Below are 18207 nucleotides of genomic sequence, written 5' to 3' on the forward strand. Positions count from 1 at the left end.
AGACTTGTGCGGTAAAAAATCGCCCTGCATATGGCGCGCATGCCACATCACCACGCCACCACCACGCCCGAGGACCCCTGCCCGCTGTGCGGACGGCCGCTGGGAACGGAGCACGTCGACCGCCATCACCTGATCCCGAAGACGTTCAAGGGACGCGACCAGTACCCGATCCACAAGATCTGCCATCGCAAGATCCACTCGGCATTCACCGAGCGCGAATTGCTGCAGACCTATCACACGTGGGAAGCGCTGCGCGGGCACGCAGATATCGCGGCGTTCATCGCGTGGGTAGCGAAGAAGCCGGCGGGGTTCTATACGCGCACCTACACCGCGAACAAGAAGAAGGGGCGCTGACGGAGTGAATGACGCCGGAAATGCAAAAAGGGCCGCATTCGCATGCGGCCCCTCTCTTGTTCTGGCTCCCCGACCTGGACTCGAACCAGGGACCTGCGGATTAACAGTCCGTCGCTCTACCAACTGAGCTATCAGGGAATTGAGGCAATATTATAGCCGGGGATTTGCGGTTTGACCAGTGCAGTGTGTGCATTGGCTGGCCGCCAGCTTCGAAAGAGCCATTTTGCTATAGTCGCAGCTTCCCATCACCCTCCTTGATCCCCGAACCACCATGACCATTTCACGCACCCTCGGCACCCCGCTCTCCCCATCCGCAACCCGCGTCATGCTGCTCGGCTCGGGCGAACTGGGCAAGGAAGTGATCCTCTCGCTGCAACGCCTGGGCGTCGAGGTGATCGCCGTCGACCGCTATCCAAACGCCCCGGGCCACCAGGTCGCGCACCGCGCGCACGTGATCGACATGACCGACGGCGCGGCGCTCGAAGCGCTGATCGCGCAGGAGCGCCCTCACCTCGTGGTGCCGGAAATCGAGGCGATCGCCACCGACAAGCTGGCCGAACTGGAAGCGGCGGGTGTTATCACCTGCATCCCGACCGCACGCGCAGCGCAACTGACGATGAACCGCGAAGGCATCCGCCGCCTGGCCGCCGAAGAACTGGGCCTGGCCACATCGCCGTACCAGTTCGCCAGCAGCCTGGCCGAACTGCAGGCTGCCTGCGCTGCCGTGGGCTTTCCGTGCGTGGTCAAGCCGGTGATGTCGTCGTCGGGCAAGGGCCAGTCGAAGCTCGATGGCGCGGATGACGTGGCTGCAGCCTGGGGATACGCTGCCAGTGGCGGGCGTGTCGACGCCGGGCGCGTGATTGCCGAAGGCTTCATCGACTTCGATTATGAAATCACGTTGCTGACGGTGCGCTCGCTGGGCGCGGATGGCGAGGTCATAACGAGCTTCTGCGATCCGATCGGGCACAAGCAAGTCCAGGGCGACTACGTCGAATCGTGGCAGCCGCATCCGATGCAGCCGCTGGCCCTGGAGCGCTCGCGCGAGATCGCCGCCAAGGTGACCGGCAATCTGGGCGGTCTGGGCGTGTTCGGCGTCGAACTGTTCGTCAAGGGCGACATGGTGTGGTTCTCGGAGGTGAGCCCGCGCCCGCACGATACGGGTATGGTGACGATGGCCAGCCAGGTGCAGAGCGAGTTCGAACTGCATGCGAAGGCGATCCTCGGCCTGCCGGTGAACGTGGCCCTGCGCGCGCCAGGCGCATCGGCCGTGATCTACGGTCAGCTCGATGAAGCCGGGATTGCGTTCGAGGGCGTGGCCGAGGCGCTGCAGGTGCCTGGCGCGGATGTGCGCCTGTTTGGCAAGCCGGAGTCGTTTGCGCGGCGGCGCATGGGCGTGGCACTGGCGACGGCGGACGATATCGCTACGGCGCGTGAACGTGCGCTGGCGGCGGCGGCGAAGGTCAAACCGGTGTCGGGCAAATAAGCGCATCACGCGCGGAATACAAAAAGGGCCGCATTTGCATGCGGCCCTTCGTATTCTGGCTCCCCGACCTGGACTCGAACCAGGGACCTGCGGATTAACAGTCCGTCGCTCTACCAACTGAGCTATCAGGGAATTGAGGCCGCATTATACCTGCTGGTGTCGATTTCGCAAATTTTTCGAAAAGAAAATCTAGCGAGGGATCCGCGCCAGCAAGCGTTTGAGCGTATCGATCACCAGTTCCGGCTCGGACAACTGCGGGAAATGCGCGCTGCGCTCGGCCACGACCCGCTCGCCCAACGGCGACAAGGCCGCCAGCGCCAGCTGCGAACGTTCGCGTTCACGCACCAGCGCCGCCGGCACCAGCCAGCGCGGCAGGCGCTTCGTACCCGACAGCACCGTCACCGGCACGGGCGGGAACGCCGGCGCCTCGAGAATATCCCTGACGGTCTCGCGCTCGTTGCGCAGCTCGTCGAACGCATCGCGCGGCGACACGCGGTCGAGCAGCTTGACGAAGCCCCGCTGCAGCGCCGACTGGTGCTGCTTCAGATTGTCGACGTCCTGCGGCGCCGTCGCCTCGATGAACAGCACGCCTGCCACCTCATCGGCGAACTCGCGCGCGAACAGGTTGGCGTGCAGGCCGCCGAACGAATGCGCCACCAGCACGAACGGCGGCGGCACCTTGGCGAACTGCAGCAACAGGCGCAGCTGCGCGACGACGGTCTCGCCATACTGCGCTTCCGTCGGCTTCGGACTGCCGCCCGTACCCGGCCGGTCGTAGCTGAACACGGTGCCCAGCGCCTCGATCTCGGGATACAGCTTGAACCAGCCATCAAGTGGCCCACCGGCGCCGCCGATCAGCACGATCGAGGGGCTGCCCTGCCCGGCTCGCGCAAAGCGGAACATCTGCCCTTCGATCAGGGTGGCGTGACTCTTGAGTGGTTGCTTCAAGCGATATCTCCTGTGAGCCGACATGGCGCCGCACAACGAAAAAGGCCGCATCCTTCGATGCGGCCTTCTCTATATTCTGGCTCCCCGACCTGGACTCGAACCAGGGACCTGCGGATTAACAGTCCGTCGCTCTACCAACTGAGCTATCAGGGAATTGAAGCTGGCATTATATGGTTCATGAAACGTTTCTGTCAAATCAGCACAGGCGTTTCGTTTTCCATCTACTGCTGCCCTCTTGCGCGCTTGCAGCGATCAAGAGAGCCAGGATTTTAGAGAACTTTGGCGATGGCGTCAACGACGCGATCGATGTTCGTCGAATTGAGCGCCGCGACGCAGATGCGGCCCGTGTCCACGGCGTAGATCGATTCGTCGCGCAGCTTGCCCACTTGCTCCTTGGTCAAGCCCGAGTACGAGAACATGCCGACCTGCTCGCGCACGAATTCGAAGTCGTGGCCTGGCGCCTTGGCCTTGAGCTTTTCGACCATCGCGCCGCGCATTTCACGGATGCGCACGCGCATGCCGGCCAGTTCTTCTTCCCACAGCTTGCGCAGCTCAGGGGTTGCCAGCACGGTGGCGACGACCTTGCCGCCATGGGTTGGCGGGTTCGAGTAGTTGGTGCGCACGACGCGCTTGAGTTGTGACAGCACGCGCGTGGCTTCTTCGCTCGTGGTGGCCACGATCGACAGCGCGCCGACACGCTCGCCGTACAGCGAGAACGATTTGGAGAACGAGTTCGACACCAGCATCGCCATGCCGGTTGCGGCGAAGCGACGCACGACGGCGCCGTCTTCATCGATGCCGTTGGCAAATCCCTGGTAGGCCATGTCGAGGAATGGCACCAGATTGCCGGCCTGGACGGCAGCAATCACCTGATCCCACTGGTCTTGCGTCAGGTCGGCGCCGGTCGGGTTGTGGCAGCACGCGTGCAGCACGACGATGGCGCCGGCCGGCATTGCTTTCAGGGCGGCCAGCATGCCGTCGAAATTCACGCCGCGGGTGGCCGCATCATAATACGCGTAGTTATGGACCGTGAAACCGGCGCTTTCGAACAGCGCGCGGTGGTTTTCCCAGCTCGGATCGCTGATATACACATCGGACGCTGGCAGGAAGCGCTTGAGGAAGTCGGCGCCGATCTTCAGTGCGCCGGTGCCGCCAATGGCTTGCACAGTCAGCGCCCGTTTCTCTTGAATTACCGGGCTGTCGGCACCAAATACCAGCTCTTGCACCGCCTTGTCGTACGCTGCCAGGCCTTCGATCGGCAGGTAGGTTCGCGGCGTCGGCTGCTCCATCAGTTTCGCTTCCGCTTTCTGCACGCACTCGAGCAGCGGCACTTTGCCCTTGTCGTCATAATAGACACCCACGCCGAGGTTGATTTTCGCGGTGTTCGTGTCGGCGTTGAAGGCTTCGGTGATGCCCAGGATCGGGTCGCGTGGGGCCATTTCAATGGCACTGAACAAGCTGGCGGAGGCAGTGGAAGTCATCTGATAAACTCGGTTTTGTTGGCTGGATTGACAGCGGCGGGGTTTGCAATTGTATAGACAGCGGCCCTTGAACCTGCGGGGCCGCGAGCGGATTCTCATTCTAACAAAGGTCTGTAAGCATGGCTGAATTATCCATCGCAACTTCTCCCGAACCGACCGTCATCACGTTCCCGGATTCGCCGTTCAAACTGCACCAGCCGTTCGAGCCGGCGGGCGACCAGCCCACCGCGATCAAGGGGTTGATGGAAGGCATCGACGACGGCTTGATGTACCAGACCCTGCTGGGCGTCACGGGCTCCGGCAAGACCTACACGATGGCCAATGTGATCGCGCAGGCCGGCCGGCCCGCGATCATTTTTGCGCCCAATAAAACGCTGGCGGCCCAGTTGTATTCGGAGTTCCGCGAATTCTTCCCGCAAAACGCGGTCGAGTATTTCGTCTCGTACTACGATTACTACCAGCCCGAAGCCTACGTGCCGCAGCGCGACCTGTTCATCGAAAAGGACTCGTCGATCAACGAGCACATCGAGCAGATGCGCCTGTCGTGCACCAAGTCACTGATGGAGCGGCGCGACGTGGTTATCGTGGCCACCGTCTCGGCGATCTACGGTATCGGTAATCCCAACGAATACCACAAGATGATTCTGACGCTGCGCCACAAGGACAAGGTGGCCCAGCGCGACATCATTGCGCGCCTGATCCAGATGCAGTACACGCGCAACGAAATGGATTTCTCACGCGGCTCGTTCCGCGTGCGCGGCGACACGATCGACATCTTCCCGGCCGAGCACGCCGAGCTGGCGATCCGCGTCGAGATGTTCGACGACGAGATCGAATCGCTGCAATTATTCGATCCACTGACGGGCCGCGTGCGCCAGAAGATCCCGCGCTTTACCGTGTATCCCGGCTCGCATTACGTGACGCCGCGCTCGACGGTGCTGCGCGCGGTCGAATCGATCAAGGCCGAGCTGCGCGACCGCCTCGAAGAATTCCGCCAGCAAAACAAGCTGATCGAAGAGCAGCGCCTTGAGCAGCGCACCCGCTTCGATCTCGAGATGATGGCCGAGATCGGTTTCACCAAGGGCATCGAGAACTATTCGCGCCACCTGTCCGGCGCGATGCCGGGCGAGCCGCCGCCGACGCTGATCGACTACCTGCCGAAAGACGCGCTGATGTTCATGGACGAGTCGCACGTGATGATCGGCCAGCTCAACGCGATGTACAACGGCGACCGTTCGCGCAAGGAAAACCTGGTCGAGTACGGCTTCCGCCTGCCATCGGCGCTGGACAACCGGCCACTGAAATTCGTCGAGTTCGAAGGCAAGATGCGCCAGACGATTTTCGTCTCGGCCACGCCGGCCGAGTACGAACAGGGCCGCGCCGACAACGTCGTTGAACAAGTGGTGCGCCCGACGGGCCTGGTCGACCCGATGATCATCGTGCGCCCTGCCCTGTCGCAGGTCGACGACCTGATGGGCGAGATCAACGACCGCATCGCCAAGGACGAACGCGTGCTGGTGACGACGCTGACCAAGCGCATGTCCGAGCAGCTCACCGAATACCTGGGCGACCACGGCATCAAGGTGCGCTACCTGCACAGCGATATCGACACGGTCGAGCGCGTGGAAATCCTGCGCGACCTGCGCCTGGGCACCTTTGACGTGCTGGTCGGTATCAACTTGCTGCGCGAGGGCCTCGATTTGCCGGAAGTGTCGCTGGTGGCGGTGCTCGACGCCGACAAGGAAGGCTTCCTGCGCTCCGAGCGTTCGCTGATCCAGACGATCGGCCGCGCGGCGCGTAACCTGAACGGCGTGGCGATCCTGTATGCGGACCGCGTCACCGATTCGATGCGGCGCGCCATCGACGAGACCGAACGCCGGCGTGCCAAGCAGATTGCGTTCAACCTCGAGAACGGCATCATCCCGAAAGGCGTGCACAAGAAGATCAAGGAAATGATCGACGGCGTGTACAACCCGAATACGGAGCGCGAGGTGCTGCAAGACGCCAAGGAAACGGCGAAGATCGAATCGATGAGCGAGAAGCAGATCAGCAAAGAGATCAAGCGCCTCGAAAAACTCATGGTCGATCACGCCAAGAACCTGGAGTTCGAGAAAGCCGCGCAGGTGCGCGACCAGCTGCATGTGCTCAAGCAGCAGGCGTTCGGTGCGCCGGGCGCCGACAACGTCGTCTCAATGCTGGGCAAATAAGGCCAGCAGTGCGTTGCCGGCTTAGCGCTCTATGCTGGCCAGCAACGTCAGCAATCGGTCCAGGTCGGCCGGCTTGACCATGTGATGGTCGAAGCCGGCGTCGTGCGCACGCTGCTGGTCTTCGGCCTGGCCATACCCGGTCAGCGCCACCAGCACGGCTCCCGCTGTCGCGGGCTGCGCGCGCAGGCGGCGCGCCAGTTCGTGGCCATCCATATCGGGCAAGCCGATATCAAGCAGCGCCACGGTGGGCGGCTCGCGCAATGCCGTCGTCAGCGCGCTCGCGCCATCGAACTCGACACGGACTTTGTACCCATTCATCTCCAGCAGCGTGGCCAGCATCTCGGCCGCATCGACGTTGTCATCCACCACCAGCACGCGTAAACCGGACGCTTGCGTCACGGGGGCGGCCGACTCGGCAGCCGCTACGGGCGCGACCGGCTCGAGCAGCGGCAGGTACACGACAAATTCACTGCCCTCTCCCAGCCCGTCGCTGAGCGCATCGACGCGGCCGCCATGCAGCAGGACCAGGCTCTTGACGAGCGTCAGCCCGAGGCCCAGCCCGCCTTGTGAGCGGTCCGGCGTGCGTTCGGCCTGTGTGAACAGGTCGAAGATATACGGCAGTACGGGCAAGTCGATGCCCTGGCCATTGTCGCGCACGGCAATGCGCACGTCGCCGCCGTCCGGACGCACGCTCAGCACGATGCGGCCCCTTGCCGGCGTGTACTTGGCGGCGTTGTTCAGGATATTGGACAGCACCTGGATCAGGCGCGTGCGATCGCCCAGCACGTACAGGCCCGGTTCGACGTCGAGGAACAGTTCATGGTGGCAGCTGTCGAGCATCGGCCGCACCTGCTCCACCGCTTCCTGCACGAGCGGCTCGACCGCCACGGTTTCCTGTGCCATCGTGACCTGCCCGCGCGTGACGCGCGAGACGTCCAGCAAATCGTTGACGAGCGCCGTCATGTGCTCGGCCTGGCGCGCGATGATCGCACTGGCGCGCGCGATGCCGGGCGCGTCCATCTGGCCGCGCTGCAGCAGTTGCGCGGCGGTGGTGATGGGCGCCAGCGGATTGCGCAGTTCGTGCGCAAGCATTGCCAAGAAGTCATCCTTCTGACGGTTGGCTTCGCGCAGTTCGTCTTCGATGCGCTTGCGCACCGTGACGTCGCTGCCTTCCAGGAAAATACCCGTCACCTTACCGTACTGGTCGCGGATCGGCTGGTAGACAAAATCGAGAAAGCATTCTTCGAGCGGGCCGCCCGGCTCGCGCTGCACGCGCAGCGGCACGGCATGACCGACAAACGGGTGGCCACTGGTATAGACCTGATCGAGCAGCTCGAAATAGCCCTGCCCCTGGACCTCGGGCATCGCGTCGCGCACCGGCTTGCCAATCAGATCGCGATGGCCGACCAGCGTGAGGAAAGAACGGTTGGTCAGTTCAAATACATGATCGGGGCCGCGCAACACGGCGATGATGCCGGGCGCTTCTTCAAACAGGTTGATGAGGCGGCTGTGTTCTTCCTCGCGGTAACGCTGCGCCAGCACTTCGTTGGTGGTCTCGACACAGGTGCAGAACATACCGGCGATCAGGCCATCTTCGTGCCGCACGGGCGAATACGAAAAGCGGAACCAGGTTGCCTCATCGTACCCATGGCGGCGCACGGTCAGTGGAAAGCGATCCAGGTAAATGGACTCGCCGCCCATCGTACGTTCGACCAGTGGCGCGATGTCATCCCAGATGTCCGGCCACACATCGCGAAAGCGCAGGCCGAGCGAGGCAGGATGTTTGGCGCCCAGGATCACGCTGTAAGCGTCGTTGTACAGGAAGCCCAGCTCGTCGCCCCAGGCGACGAACATCGGGAATTTGGCGTCGAGCATCAACGCAACGGTCGTGCACAAGGCCTGCGGCCAGTCGCGCGGATGACCGAGTGGCGAGGTAGTCCAGTCGTGTTCGCGCATCAGCGCACGCACCGTGCCGTCGCCGAGGAATAATGTCGGTTCTTGCCGCACGTCCGTCGGCGCTCCCACTACCTGATTCATACCCATGATGCTTCGTGTTGATCCGCGCACATCGCGCAACCGAAGTGTGCCAGATTTGCAGCGCCGCTCACGCACGCCAGCGTGACACGAGCGTTACAGCGTGCGCACAAACTCGCGGATACCGCCCAGCAGCATTTCGACCGCCATCGCCGTCAGGATCAGGCCCATCAGGCGTTCGAAGGCCGTCATGACTTGCGGGCCAAGCCTTTGCTGCAGCTTCTCGGCGCTGAGGAACACGGCCAGCCAGACGATACCGACCGCCGCCAGCGCGGCCACATGCACCATTGTTTCAGTAAAGCTGGTGGCCGACAGCAGCAGCACAGTGGCCAGCGCCGATGGGCCGGCCAGCGCAGGAATCGCCAGCGGCACGATAAACGGCTCGCCGCCCTCGCTCTTGCCCAGCACGCCATCGGGGTGCGGGAAGATCATGCGGATCGCGATCATTAACAGGATCACGGCGCCGCCGATGCGCAGCGCGATAGGGCTCAGGTGCAACGCTTCCAGGAAGTGCTTGCCGAAGAACATGAACACCAGCAGCAGCACGAAGGCAATGGCGCACTCGCGGATCACGATGCGATTGCGGCGCTCGATTGGCGTGTCTCTCAGGGCAGCGGCGAACAGCGGGACGTTACCGAACGGGTCCGTCACGAGGATGAGCAGAATGAAGGTGGAGAAAAAGCTTTGGGTCATGGCCTATTATTCTTTTGAATACGCGACTACAGTAAAGGCGTAATCTTACCAGAGTGCATCAACGTGCCGGACGATCTGGCACCAAGGCCGATCACCTCACCATCGAAAGCAGACATGGGATCACAACAAAGCACGGTCGACTTCGTCCTCGACCAGATGAGCGCTGCCGGGGCGGTCAGCGCCAAAAAGATGTTCGGCGAATACGGTGTCTATCTCGACGAGAAGATGGTCGCGCTGGTGTGCGACGATGTCCTGTTCATCAAGCCGACGGAGGGCGGCCGATCCCATATCGGAACCGCTGTCGAGGCGCCGCCCTACGCGGGTGCGAAACCCTGTTTCCAGATTGACGGCGACCTGTGCGAAGACCGGGAATGGCTAAGCCAGCTGGTGCGCATCACTGCGCAGGAACTACCGCTGCCCAAGAAGAAAAAGAAGGCGCTGTAACGTTATCTGTTGGTGAGCTCGGTTGACACAGTGAAGCGCCAATAAAAAAGCGGGGAAAGGCATCTGCCCTTCCCCGCTCGTCGCCCGCTTGAGCGGGTGAATTACTTCTCGAACTTCTTCAGCCAGGCCGACAGCTGATGCGGGCGCAGGCCGTCGTACTCTTCGAACGGCTGGTGGATCCACGGATTGTGCGGCAGATCGTCCAGGAAGTAATCCGGACGAATCGACGACGTGCCCTTGACCCAGATGACCGCCGATTTGACTTCGGTGACTTGCGGGTAGTTTTCGGTCAGGTGCTGGCTGACTTTACGCAGCGTCACACCCGAGTCGGCCAGGTCGTCGACCAGCAGCACGCGGCCGGCCAGCGGGCCCTTGGTCATCGTCATGTACTTCGAGATGTCCAGGTCGCCTTGCTTGGTGCCGGCTTCTTCGCGGTACGAGCTGGTCGACAGGATCGCCAGTGGCACATCGAAGATGCGCGAGAACACGTCGCCTGGACGGACACCGCCGCGCGCCAGGCACAGCACCTGGTCGAACTTCCAGCCCGATTCATACACTTGCAGCGCCAGGCGCTCGATCAGGCGGTGGTATTCGTCCCACGAGACCCACAGGTCTTTTTCCGTCGATACAGGGGAATTCATCTTTTTTGACTCCAGATTTTGTCGTTAGGCCGCGAACGGGTGGCGCAGCACGATCGTTTCTTCGCGGTCAGGACCGGTCGAGACCATGTCGATCGGCACGCCGACCAGCTCTTCGATGCGCTGGATGTAGGCGCGGGCGTTGGCCGGCAGCTCTTCCATCGACTTGGCGCCGACGGTGCTCTCGGTCCAGCCTGGCATCTCTTCGTACACTGGCTCGCAGCGGGCTGCGTCTTCAGCGCCGACCGGGAAGATGTCGACCGCGCGGCCGTCGATCTTGTAGCCGGTGCACAGCTTGAGCGACTCGATGCCGTCCAGCACGTCGAGCTTGGTCAGGCACATGCCCGACACGCCGTTGATCTGGACCGAGCGGCGCAGCAGCGCGGCGTCGAACCAGCCGCAGCGACGGGCGCGGCCCGTGACGGTGCCGAACTCGTGGCCCACGCGCGACAGGTGCTCGCCGACGCCAGCGTCGGTTGGCAGTTCGGCCGGGAACGGGCCCGAACCGACGCGGGTGGTGTAGGCCTTGGTGATGCCCAGGATGTAGTGCAGCATGTTCGGACCGACGCCAGCGCCGGCAGCGGCATTGCCGGCCACGCAGTTCGACGAGGTGACGAACGGATAGGTGCCGTGGTCGACGTCCAGCAGCGAGCCCTGTGCACCTTCGAACAGCAGCTTGCCGCCGGCTTTGTGCGCGGCGTACAGGGCGGACGACACGTCGCCGACCATCGGACGCAGGCGTGGCACCAGAGCCATCGCGTCGTCGAACGTGGTCTGGAAGTCGATCGCTTCGGCGCCCAGGTAGTTCACCAGCACGTGGTTGTGATAGTCGAGGTTCTCTTTGAGCTTCTCGGCAAAGCGTTCTGCATTGAGCAGGTCGGCGATGCGGATGGCGCGGCGGGCGACCTTGTCTTCGTAGGCCGGGCCGATGCCCTTGCCCGTGGTACCGATCTTGTTCTCGCCACGCTTGAGTTCGCGTGCCTTGTCGATGGCGACGTGGTACGGCAGGATGATCGGGCAGGCTTCCGAGATCATCAGGCGCGAGACGACTTCGACGCCGGCCGCAGCCAGCTTGTCGATTTCGCGCATGACGTCCGGCACCGAGACCACGACACCGTTGCCGATGTAGCAGGCGACGCCTTCGCGCATGATGCCCGACGGGATCAGTTGCAGCGCGGTTTTCTGGCCCTTGATCACCAGGGTATGACCAGCGTTATGGCCGCCCTGGAAACGCACCACGCCAGCGGCGTGGTCGGTGAGCCAGTCGACGATCTTGCCCTTGCCTTCATCGCCCCACTGGGTGCCGATGACAACGACGTTCTTTGCCACGTTAGTATTTGACATCACTTAACCTAAGTTTTTGAGAATCCAATTTCCACTTTCGAGGACGAGTACGCGGTCGCACTCGAACTCGTCCTGAACATTGTCGTGACCCGGCATGCTCTGGATCACGACTTCGCCTGCCTTGCGCAGGTCAGCGATTTTTTCCTTCAGCTCGGGGGCATTGCCCCACGGCGCGCGAATGGAATGCTTGCGCTCGGCCATCGGCAGCAGCCGGGCCAGTTCGCGCAGGTCGAGCGAGAAGCCCGTCGCGGGCCGCGCACGGCCGAACGCTTCGCCCACATGGTCGTAGCGACCACCGCGCGCAACTGCATTCGGCAAGCCCGTCACGTACAGTGCGAACATGGCCCCGCTTTCGTACTGGTAGCCGCGCAGGTCGGCCAGATCGATCGCGATCTCGGCGCGGCCCAGTGCGCCGGCGGCCAGCGCCGCCAGCTCGGCCAGCGCGCGCTGCACGCCCGGCAGCGCCGGCAGCGCGTCGCGGGCTTCGGCCAGCACGTCGATATTGCCGTACAGGCGCGGCAAGGCCAGCAGCGCCTTGCGGGTCTGCGGGTAGTAATTCTGCGAGATGGCGTCGAGGCCCGGCGCATCCTTGGCGCGCAGCAGGCTGTAGAGCTGGTTCTCGTCGCGCTTGGCAGCCGGGTCGTCGTCGAGCAGTGCGCGCAGCACGCCGACGTGGGCCAGGTCCAGGCGCACGTTCGTGAAGCCGGCCAGGGCCAGCGAACCCAGCGCCAGTTCCTGGATCTCGGCATCGGCTTCGAGGCCCGCGTGGCCGTAGATCTCGGCGCCGATCTGCATCGGCTCGCGCGTGGCATGCAGGCCCGACGGGCGGGTATGCAGCACGCTGCCGGCATAGCACAGGCGGGTGATCGACTCACGGTTGAGCAAGTGCGCGTCGATGCGCGCCACCTGCGTGGTCATGTCTGCGCGCAGGCCGAGCAGGCGGCCCGACAGCGGATCGATGACCTTGAAGGTTTTCAGGTCGGTGTCGGCACCGGCGCCAGCCAGCAGCGAGTCGAGATACTCGAGCATCGGCGGCATCACCAGTTCGTAACCGTAGAGCCGGAAGTTGTCGAGCATCAGTCGGCGCAACTCTTCGATCTTGCGCGCTTCGGACGGCAAGACATCCGCGATATTTTCAGGCAATAGCCAATTCGGCATGGGCAACGACGTTATGGGTTTGGGATAGTCAATGGCAAGCTTCGTACGACAGGCGTGCCAGCGCACGACGCGAACGCCGAATCGGTGATTTTAACCGAAAACCACCCGAATGAGGCAGCGAAAGCGGGACCGGCGGGGTTCAAGGTTGATAATCTGCCACGACGCCGGACGGTACGGGCAATGCCTGCCGCAGACGACACTGGGGGAGCAAGACCAATGGCCCTGCTCCCCCAGCTTGTTCAATTACTCCCGCAATGAAGCAGGAACGGCGTTACTTGCCGCCGCCTGCAGGCGCCTTGAAGTACTTGAAGAACTCCGAGTTCGGATCGACGACGAGGACGTCGCTGCGATCCTTGAAGCTCGCACGGTAGGCTTCGAGCGAACGGTAGTAGCGCGCGAATTCCGGGTTCTTGCCGAAGGCTTCGGCGTAGATGGCCGATGCTTTGGCATCGCCGTCACCCTTGACTTTTTCAGCGTCGCGGAACGCTTCGGCGATGATCACGGTGCGCTGACGGTCGGCGTCGGCGCGGATCTGCTCGGATTCGGCAGCACCGGTCGAACGCGATTCGTTGGCGACGCGGACACGTTCGGCGCGCATGCGTTCGTACACCGAGTTGATGTTCTGCTCGGTGTACTCGACGCGCTTGAGGCGCACGTCAACGATGCCGATGCCGACTTCCTTTGCTTCAGATACGAGCTTGGCCTGAACTGCTGCCATCACGGCTGCACGCTGACCCGAAATCACTTCGCGCACCGTGCGCTTGGTGATCTCGTCGCTGAGCGCTGCCTTGATGACCTGCGACAGCCGGTTCTGCGCGCGCGTTTCGTCACCCGCAAAACTGACGTAGTACAGGCGCGGATCGCTGATGCGCCACTTGATGAACGAGTCGACCAGCACGTTGCTCTTTTCGGACGTGATGAAGCGATTCACGTCAGGCGTGTCGAGCGTCAGGATGCGCTTATCCATATAGACCACGTTCTGGAACGGTGGCGGCAGCTTGAAGTGCAGGCCCGGCGTGTCGATCACTTCCTTGACCTGGCCAAGCGCGAACACGATCGCGAAGCGGCGCTGGTCGACGACGAAAATGGTGGACGACAGCAGCATCAGTGCGATGAAGCCGGCCACGAAGATGGTAACGAGGCGGTTCATTAACGGGTCTCCCGATCACGTGAGGAATCACGGCTGCGCTCATCACGCTGGCGCACCGCTTCCAGGGCCTGGGTCACTTCGGCCGGCTGGGCAGTGCTTGGCACCTGCACCGGACCCGACTTGCTGCCGACCTGGGCATCGTTGGCCGCAACCTGCTGCATCAGCTTGTCGAGCGGCAGGTACAGCATATTGTTGTTGGCACGCGAGTCGATCATCACCTTGGTGGTGCTGGAGAAGATCTGCTGCATCGTGTCGACGTACATGCGGTCACGGGTCACGCCCGGGGCCTTGGCGTAGGCAGCGACGACCTGATCGAAGCGCGACGCATTACCCGTCGCGTTTTCAACCACCATCGAGCGATACGCTTCGGCATCCTGCTGCAGGCGGAACGCCTGGCCGCGCGCGGCCGGGATCACCTGGTTGGCATACGCTTCACCTTCGTTGCGGGCGCGGGCACGGTCCTGGCTGGCGCGCACGGCGTCGTCGAACGCGTTCTGCACCTGCTCCGGCGGTTGCACACCCTGCATCGTCACGTTGCTGATCAGGGCGCCCAGCTTGTAGCGATCGGTGATCGTCTGGATCAGCGTCTGCACATCGGCGGCGACTTTCTCGCGGCCTTCGTACAGGACGAAGTCCATCTTGCTGCGACCGACCACTTCGCGGATGGCCGTCTCGGCGGCCTGGCGCACGGTGTCGTCCTGGTCACGGTTGTTGAACACCCAGGCGACCGGGTCTTTCAGCGTGTACTGGACGGCGAACTGGATGTCGACGATGTTTTCGTCGTCGGTCAGCATCAGCGATTCTTGCGATTGCTTGTTGGTCGCGGTGCCACGGTAGCCGATCTCGGCGGTACGGATCGTCGAGACATCGACGATTTCGTGGGCCTGGATCGGGTACGGCCAACGCCAGTTGAAGCCCGGCGTCGTCGTGTGGCTCAGCTGGCCGAATGTCGTGACCACGGCGGTTTTACCCTCTTGCACGATGAACGCACCAGAGGCCAGCCAGATGAAACCGACAATGATCGCGATAACGCCGGCGCCAATGCCCGCGCCGCGCATTTCGCGGTTCGGACCACCGCTGTCGCCACCACCGTTATTGTTGCCACGGTTGCCGAACATCTTGTTGAGGCGCGCATTGAAGTCGCGCCACATCTGGTCGAGGTCGGGCGGACCGTCGCCCGGACGGCGACCGTCCTGGGCCTTGCGGTCATCTTCTGGGTTGCGGCCCCAGCGTGGGTCGTTCAGCGACAGTTTGACGCCGAATCTTTTTAGTATGGAAACAAACATAGGCTTAGCGTGGCCCGACAAGGGTGGAAGTTGGCAGATGGTCGGCAGGACTTTCGGGTAGCGCGCCAGGCAGTGCGTCCACCGACGCATCGTCCTCGGCGAGCTCGAAAGCTTCGTCCTGTTCTTCGTTTTCCGGGGTAGTCCGGTAGCTTTGACCAGGCGCGGATCGGGCCGTTTCGGCGATCGCCGAACGCAGCAGATCCAGGCCGGCGCCGCTATGGGCACTGATAAACACCCGGTTGATCTTATCATACTCATCACGCTCGATTTCAGGCTCCAGCCCCGCCGCATCGATCTTGTTCCAGACCAAAATTTGAGGAACATGATCGGCGCCGATCTCGCGCAATACCTCGTTGACCTGTTCGACCTGCTCCATGCGCGTCGGCGACGCACTATCGACCACGTGCAGCAGCAGGTCGGCGTGGATCGTCTCTTCGAGCGTGGCGCGGAACGCCGCCACCAGCTGGTGCGGCAAGTCGCGCACGAACCCGACCGTGTCAGAAATCACAATACTGCCGACGTCGTCGCCCAGGTACATGCGGCGGCTGGTGGTATCGAGTGTCGCGAACAATTGATTCGCCACATACACGCCGGCCTTGGTCAGCGCATTGAACAGCGTCGATTTGCCGGCGTTGGTGTAGCCAACCAGCGAAACGGAGAACGTGTTGTTGCGGCCGCGCTGGCGGCGTTGCGTCTCGTGCTGCTTGCGCAGTTTGGTCAGGCGCGCACGCAGTGCCTTGACCCGCTCGCCGATCAGCCGGCGGTCGGTCTCGAGCTGGGTTTCACCCGGACCGCGCAGGCCAATACCGCCCTTTTGCCGTTCAAGGTGGGTCCAGCCGCGAATCAGGCGCGTGGCCAGGTGCTGCAACTGCGCCAGCTCGACCTGCAGCTTGCCCTCGTGACTCTTGGCGCGCTGCGCAAAGATATCGAGGATCAGGCTGGTACGGTCGACGACGCGCAATTCGAGACGACGCTCGAGGTTACGCTGCTGGGCAGGCGAGAGTGCGTGATTGAAGATGACGATGTCAACGCCGAGTGCCTTGGCGTCGAGGGCGATTTCATCGGCCTTGCCGCTGCCGATGAAGAGTGCGGGATCGGGGCTTGAGCGCTTGGCCGTGATCGTGGTGATCGGTTCAGCGCCAGCGGACTGCGCAAGCAGGGACAACTCTTCGAGACTGGCGTTGAAGTCGCCAGTCCCGAAGTCGATGCCGACCAGGGCTGCGCGCATGAGCGGCGTGCCGGGGGCGTCAGCCATCGGCCTTACTCGGCTTCGCTGGAGTCAAGATTGAGGTTGACGGCGCGGGCCGGCACGACGGTTGAGATGGCGTGTTTATAGACCATCTGGGTCACGGTGTTGCGAAGCAAAACGACGTATTGGTCGAAGGATTCGATATGACCCTGCAGCTTGATACCGTTGACCAGGTAGATCGAGACAGGGACGTGTTCCTTGCGCAAGGCGTTGAGGAATGGGTCTTGTAACAGTTGCCCTTTGTTGCTCATAACAGCTCCGTGATGTTGTTGTAGTTAAAAGTTTGAGGCGATTTGCCGATTTTCAAGTAGTCATGCCACATGGGTGAGGCCATATTCTGCCAAAGCGAATGCGGCCCTGAACTACTGTAACCTGTTTCGCCACTTTTTGTCGTACTGCTAAGGCTTCGCGAACGGGTTCTTGCCACTGCGCAGCTCGATCCGCAGCGGGGTGCCGACCAGGCTGAACGTCTCGCGGAAATGCTTCTCGAGATAGCGCTTGTACGGCTCGCTGATCCCGTCCAGGGCATTGCCGTGGATGACGATGATCGGCGGGTTCTGGCCACCCTGGTGGGCGTAGCGCATCTTTGGACGACCCGAGCCCTTGCGTTTCGGCTCCTGCTTCTCCACGGCCTCTTGCAGAGCGCGCGTCAGGCGCGGCGTCGACAGGTTGGCGGTGGCGGCAGCGTAGGCTGCCTCGACCGATTTCATCAGTTGCGTAATGCCGGTACCGCGCAATGCCGAGACGAAGTGCGTGTTGGCAAAGCTGAGGAAGTCGAGTTTGCGGTCGAGGTCGATTTTGACTTCATCGCGCTCGTCGGTCTTCAGGCCATCCCATTTGTTCACGGCCACGACCAGCGCCCTGCCCGATTCCAGAATGAAGCCGGCGATGTGCGCGTCTTGTTCCGAGATGTCCTGCTGGGCATCGAGCAGCAGCACGACGACGTTGGCGTCGGCGATCGACTGCATCGTCTTGACAACCGAGAACTTCTCGATGGCCTCGAAAATCTTGCCGCGACGGCGGATACCGGCGGTGTCGATCAGCGTGAACTTTTTACCGTCGCGTTCGAACGGCACTTCGATCGAGTCGCGCGTGGTGCCCGGCATGTCGAAGGCAATCACGCGCTGCTCGCCGACCAGCGTGTTGATCAGGGTCGACTTGCCCACGTTCGGGCGGCCGACGATGGCGATCTTGATGCCATGGTCGACGTGCTCGAGTTCAGCCGGTTCGTCCGGACGTGCGGCAAACGCGGCGTCGAGCGCTTCGACCACGAGGTCGGTCACGCCGTCGCCGTGGGCGGCGGAGATGACGTACGGGTCGCCCATGCCGAGTTCATAGAAGTCGGCCGTGACGGCCGTGTACTTCATGCCTTCGGACTTGTTCACGACGAGCATGACCTTGCGGCCGCTCTTGCGCAGGAAATCGGTGATGGTCTTGTCGTGCGGGGTCAGGCCCTGACGGCCGTCGACGATGAACACGACCACGTCGGCTTCGGCGACGGCCTGGCGCGTTTGCAGCGCCATTTCGTGCATGATGCCTTCTTTGGCGACCGGCTCGAAACCGCCCGTGTCAATGACCAAAAATGGTCGTTCGCCAATGCGGCCTTCGCCGTAGTGGCGGTCGCGCGTCAGGCCTGGCATGTCGGCCACCAACGCGTCGCGCGAACGGGTCATGCGGTTAAATAAGGTCGATTTCCCGACGTTGGGACGACCTACGAGTGCGATTACCGGCTTCATGT

Annotated in this window: 16 protein-coding genes and 3 tRNA genes; 4 read left to right on the plus strand and 15 right to left on the minus strand. The window is 62.6% G+C overall.

Annotation, left to right across the window (positions count from 1 at the left end; all coding sequences use genetic code 11):
* The first annotated feature begins 39 nt into the window (after window positions 1-39).
* The gene (locus tag AC56LY_RS12955; protein WP_499580103.1) at window positions 40-354 is read left to right on the plus strand and encodes a hypothetical protein; all 315 of its coding nucleotides are present in this window, start codon (window positions 40-42) and stop codon (window positions 352-354) included.
* A gap of 62 nt (window positions 355-416) precedes the next feature.
* On the opposite strand, the gene AC56LY_RS12960 is transcribed toward AC56LY_RS12955, so the two are convergent.
* Window positions 417-492, minus strand: a tRNA-Asn gene (locus tag AC56LY_RS12960).
* Window positions 493-625: 133 nt separating this feature from the next.
* Between AC56LY_RS12960 and purT the strand changes: the two genes are divergently transcribed.
* Window positions 626-1837 carry a formate-dependent phosphoribosylglycinamide formyltransferase gene (gene purT / locus AC56LY_RS12965; RefSeq protein WP_499580105.1) on the plus strand — a complete coding sequence of 404 codons (1212 nt, stop codon included), beginning with the start codon at window positions 626-628 and terminating at the stop codon, window positions 1835-1837.
* Between the two features lie 56 nt (window positions 1838-1893).
* Here purT and AC56LY_RS12970 read toward each other — a convergent pair.
* From AC56LY_RS12970 to AC56LY_RS12985, 4 genes are all read right to left on the minus strand, one after another.
* A tRNA-Asn gene (locus AC56LY_RS12970) sits at window positions 1894-1969 on the minus strand.
* Window positions 1970-2026: 57 nt separating this feature from the next.
* A complete protein-coding gene (locus AC56LY_RS12975) occupies window positions 2027-2785 on the minus strand; it encodes an alpha/beta fold hydrolase (RefSeq protein ID WP_499580108.1) in 759 nt (252 codons plus the stop codon).
* A 77-nt stretch (window positions 2786-2862) separates the two neighbouring features.
* Window positions 2863-2938, minus strand: a tRNA-Asn gene (locus AC56LY_RS12980).
* Window positions 2939-3054: 116 nt separating this feature from the next.
* Entirely contained in the window at window positions 3055-4266 is a 1212-nt protein-coding gene (locus AC56LY_RS12985; protein WP_499580111.1) for an amino acid aminotransferase, read from the minus strand.
* 119 nt (window positions 4267-4385) lie between these two features.
* Between AC56LY_RS12985 and uvrB the strand changes: the two genes are divergently transcribed.
* Window positions 4386-6473, plus strand: a complete 2088-nt coding sequence (uvrB, locus tag AC56LY_RS12990; protein WP_499580114.1) for an excinuclease ABC subunit UvrB — start codon at window positions 4386-4388, stop codon at window positions 6471-6473.
* A 21-nt stretch (window positions 6474-6494) separates the two neighbouring features.
* Here the strand turns inward: uvrB and AC56LY_RS12995 are convergent, their stop codons facing one another.
* Together AC56LY_RS12995 and AC56LY_RS13000 are read right to left on the minus strand one after the other, a co-directional pair.
* On the minus strand, window positions 6495-8516 hold the full coding sequence (locus AC56LY_RS12995; RefSeq protein ID WP_499580119.1) for a hybrid sensor histidine kinase/response regulator: 2022 nt from the start codon (window positions 8514-8516) through the stop codon (window positions 6495-6497).
* Between the two features lie 87 nt (window positions 8517-8603).
* The gene (locus AC56LY_RS13000) at window positions 8604-9200 is read right to left on the minus strand and encodes a MarC family protein (RefSeq protein WP_499580123.1); all 597 of its coding nucleotides are present in this window, start codon (window positions 9198-9200) and stop codon (window positions 8604-8606) included.
* A 114-nt stretch (window positions 9201-9314) separates the two neighbouring features.
* On the opposite strand from AC56LY_RS13000, the gene AC56LY_RS13005 reads away from it, so the two are divergent.
* Window positions 9315-9644 (plus strand): TfoX/Sxy family protein, encoded by a 330-nt coding sequence (locus AC56LY_RS13005; RefSeq protein ID WP_499582039.1) that lies wholly within the window; start codon window positions 9315-9317, stop codon window positions 9642-9644.
* Window positions 9645-9745: 101 nt separating this feature from the next.
* On the opposite strand, the gene AC56LY_RS13010 is transcribed toward AC56LY_RS13005, so the two are convergent.
* From AC56LY_RS13010 to der, 8 genes are all read right to left on the minus strand, one after another.
* The gene (locus AC56LY_RS13010; protein WP_183555411.1) at window positions 9746-10285 is read right to left on the minus strand and encodes a phosphoribosyltransferase; all 540 of its coding nucleotides are present in this window, start codon (window positions 10283-10285) and stop codon (window positions 9746-9748) included.
* A gap of 24 nt (window positions 10286-10309) precedes the next feature.
* Entirely contained in the window at window positions 10310-11626 is a 1317-nt protein-coding gene (locus AC56LY_RS13015) for an adenylosuccinate synthase (protein ID WP_183555412.1), read from the minus strand.
* Between the two features lie 3 nt (window positions 11627-11629).
* The gene (locus AC56LY_RS13020) at window positions 11630-12784 is read right to left on the minus strand and encodes an ATP phosphoribosyltransferase regulatory subunit (protein WP_499580125.1); all 1155 of its coding nucleotides are present in this window, start codon (window positions 12782-12784) and stop codon (window positions 11630-11632) included.
* A 271-nt stretch (window positions 12785-13055) separates the two neighbouring features.
* On the minus strand, window positions 13056-13934 hold the full coding sequence (gene hflC, locus AC56LY_RS13025; protein WP_499580127.1) for a protease modulator HflC: 879 nt from the start codon (window positions 13932-13934) through the stop codon (window positions 13056-13058).
* Window positions 13934-15220, minus strand: coding sequence for an FtsH protease activity modulator HflK (gene hflK / locus AC56LY_RS13030; RefSeq protein ID WP_499580129.1), 1287 nt, complete (start codon window positions 15218-15220; stop codon window positions 13934-13936). The genes hflC and hflK overlap by 1 nt, the downstream gene beginning before the upstream one ends.
* A gap of 4 nt (window positions 15221-15224) precedes the next feature.
* Window positions 15225-16448, minus strand: coding sequence for a GTPase HflX (gene hflX, locus AC56LY_RS13035; RefSeq protein ID WP_499582041.1), 1224 nt, complete (start codon window positions 16446-16448; stop codon window positions 15225-15227).
* A 32-nt stretch (window positions 16449-16480) separates the two neighbouring features.
* Window positions 16481-16720: an RNA chaperone Hfq gene (gene hfq / locus AC56LY_RS13040; RefSeq protein ID WP_183555416.1), complete on the minus strand. Its 240-nt coding sequence runs from the start codon at window positions 16718-16720 to the stop codon at window positions 16481-16483.
* A gap of 147 nt (window positions 16721-16867) precedes the next feature.
* Window positions 16868-18205 (minus strand): ribosome biogenesis GTPase Der, encoded by a 1338-nt coding sequence (gene der / locus AC56LY_RS13045; RefSeq protein WP_183555417.1) that lies wholly within the window; start codon window positions 18203-18205, stop codon window positions 16868-16870.
* Window positions 18206-18207: the final 2 nt, after the last annotated feature.

The sequence above is a fragment of the Telluria sp. ZT3P25 genome, from assembly GCF_059685895.1.

What these genes read in the sequence shown, in the direction of transcription:
- AC56LY_RS12955 (WP_499580103.1), top strand. Translation starts at nt 40, where the DNA reads ATGCCACATCACCACGCCACCACCACGCCCGAGGACCCCTGCCCGCTG.
- AC56LY_RS13000 (WP_499580123.1), bottom strand. Translation starts at nt 9,200, where the DNA reads ATGACCCAAAGCTTTTTCTCCACCTTCATTCTGCTCATCCTCGTGACG.
- AC56LY_RS12995 (WP_499580119.1), bottom strand. Translation starts at nt 8,516, where the DNA reads ATGGGTATGAATCAGGTAGTGGGAGCGCCGACGGACGTGCGGCAAGAA.
- AC56LY_RS13020 (WP_499580125.1), bottom strand. Translation starts at nt 12,784, where the DNA reads ATGCCGAATTGGCTATTGCCTGAAAATATCGCGGATGTCTTGCCGTCC.
- uvrB (WP_499580114.1), top strand. Translation starts at nt 4,386, where the DNA reads ATGGCTGAATTATCCATCGCAACTTCTCCCGAACCGACCGTCATCACG.
- AC56LY_RS13010 (WP_183555411.1), bottom strand. Translation starts at nt 10,285, where the DNA reads ATGAATTCCCCTGTATCGACGGAAAAAGACCTGTGGGTCTCGTGGGAC.
- hfq (WP_183555416.1), bottom strand. Translation starts at nt 16,720, where the DNA reads ATGAGCAACAAAGGGCAACTGTTACAAGACCCATTCCTCAACGCCTTG.
- AC56LY_RS13015 (WP_183555412.1), bottom strand. Translation starts at nt 11,626, where the DNA reads ATGTCAAATACTAACGTGGCAAAGAACGTCGTTGTCATCGGCACCCAG.
- hflX (WP_499582041.1), bottom strand. Translation starts at nt 16,448, where the DNA reads ATGCGCGCAGCCCTGGTCGGCATCGACTTCGGGACTGGCGACTTCAAC.
- der (WP_183555417.1), bottom strand. Translation starts at nt 18,205, where the DNA reads ATGAAGCCGGTAATCGCACTCGTAGGTCGTCCCAACGTCGGGAAATCG.
- purT (WP_499580105.1), top strand. Translation starts at nt 626, where the DNA reads ATGACCATTTCACGCACCCTCGGCACCCCGCTCTCCCCATCCGCAACC.
- hflC (WP_499580127.1), bottom strand. Translation starts at nt 13,934, where the DNA reads ATGAACCGCCTCGTTACCATCTTCGTGGCCGGCTTCATCGCACTGATG.
- AC56LY_RS13005 (WP_499582039.1), top strand. Translation starts at nt 9,315, where the DNA reads ATGGGATCACAACAAAGCACGGTCGACTTCGTCCTCGACCAGATGAGC.
- AC56LY_RS12985 (WP_499580111.1), bottom strand. Translation starts at nt 4,266, where the DNA reads ATGACTTCCACTGCCTCCGCCAGCTTGTTCAGTGCCATTGAAATGGCC.
- hflK (WP_499580129.1), bottom strand. Translation starts at nt 15,220, where the DNA reads ATGTTTGTTTCCATACTAAAAAGATTCGGCGTCAAACTGTCGCTGAAC.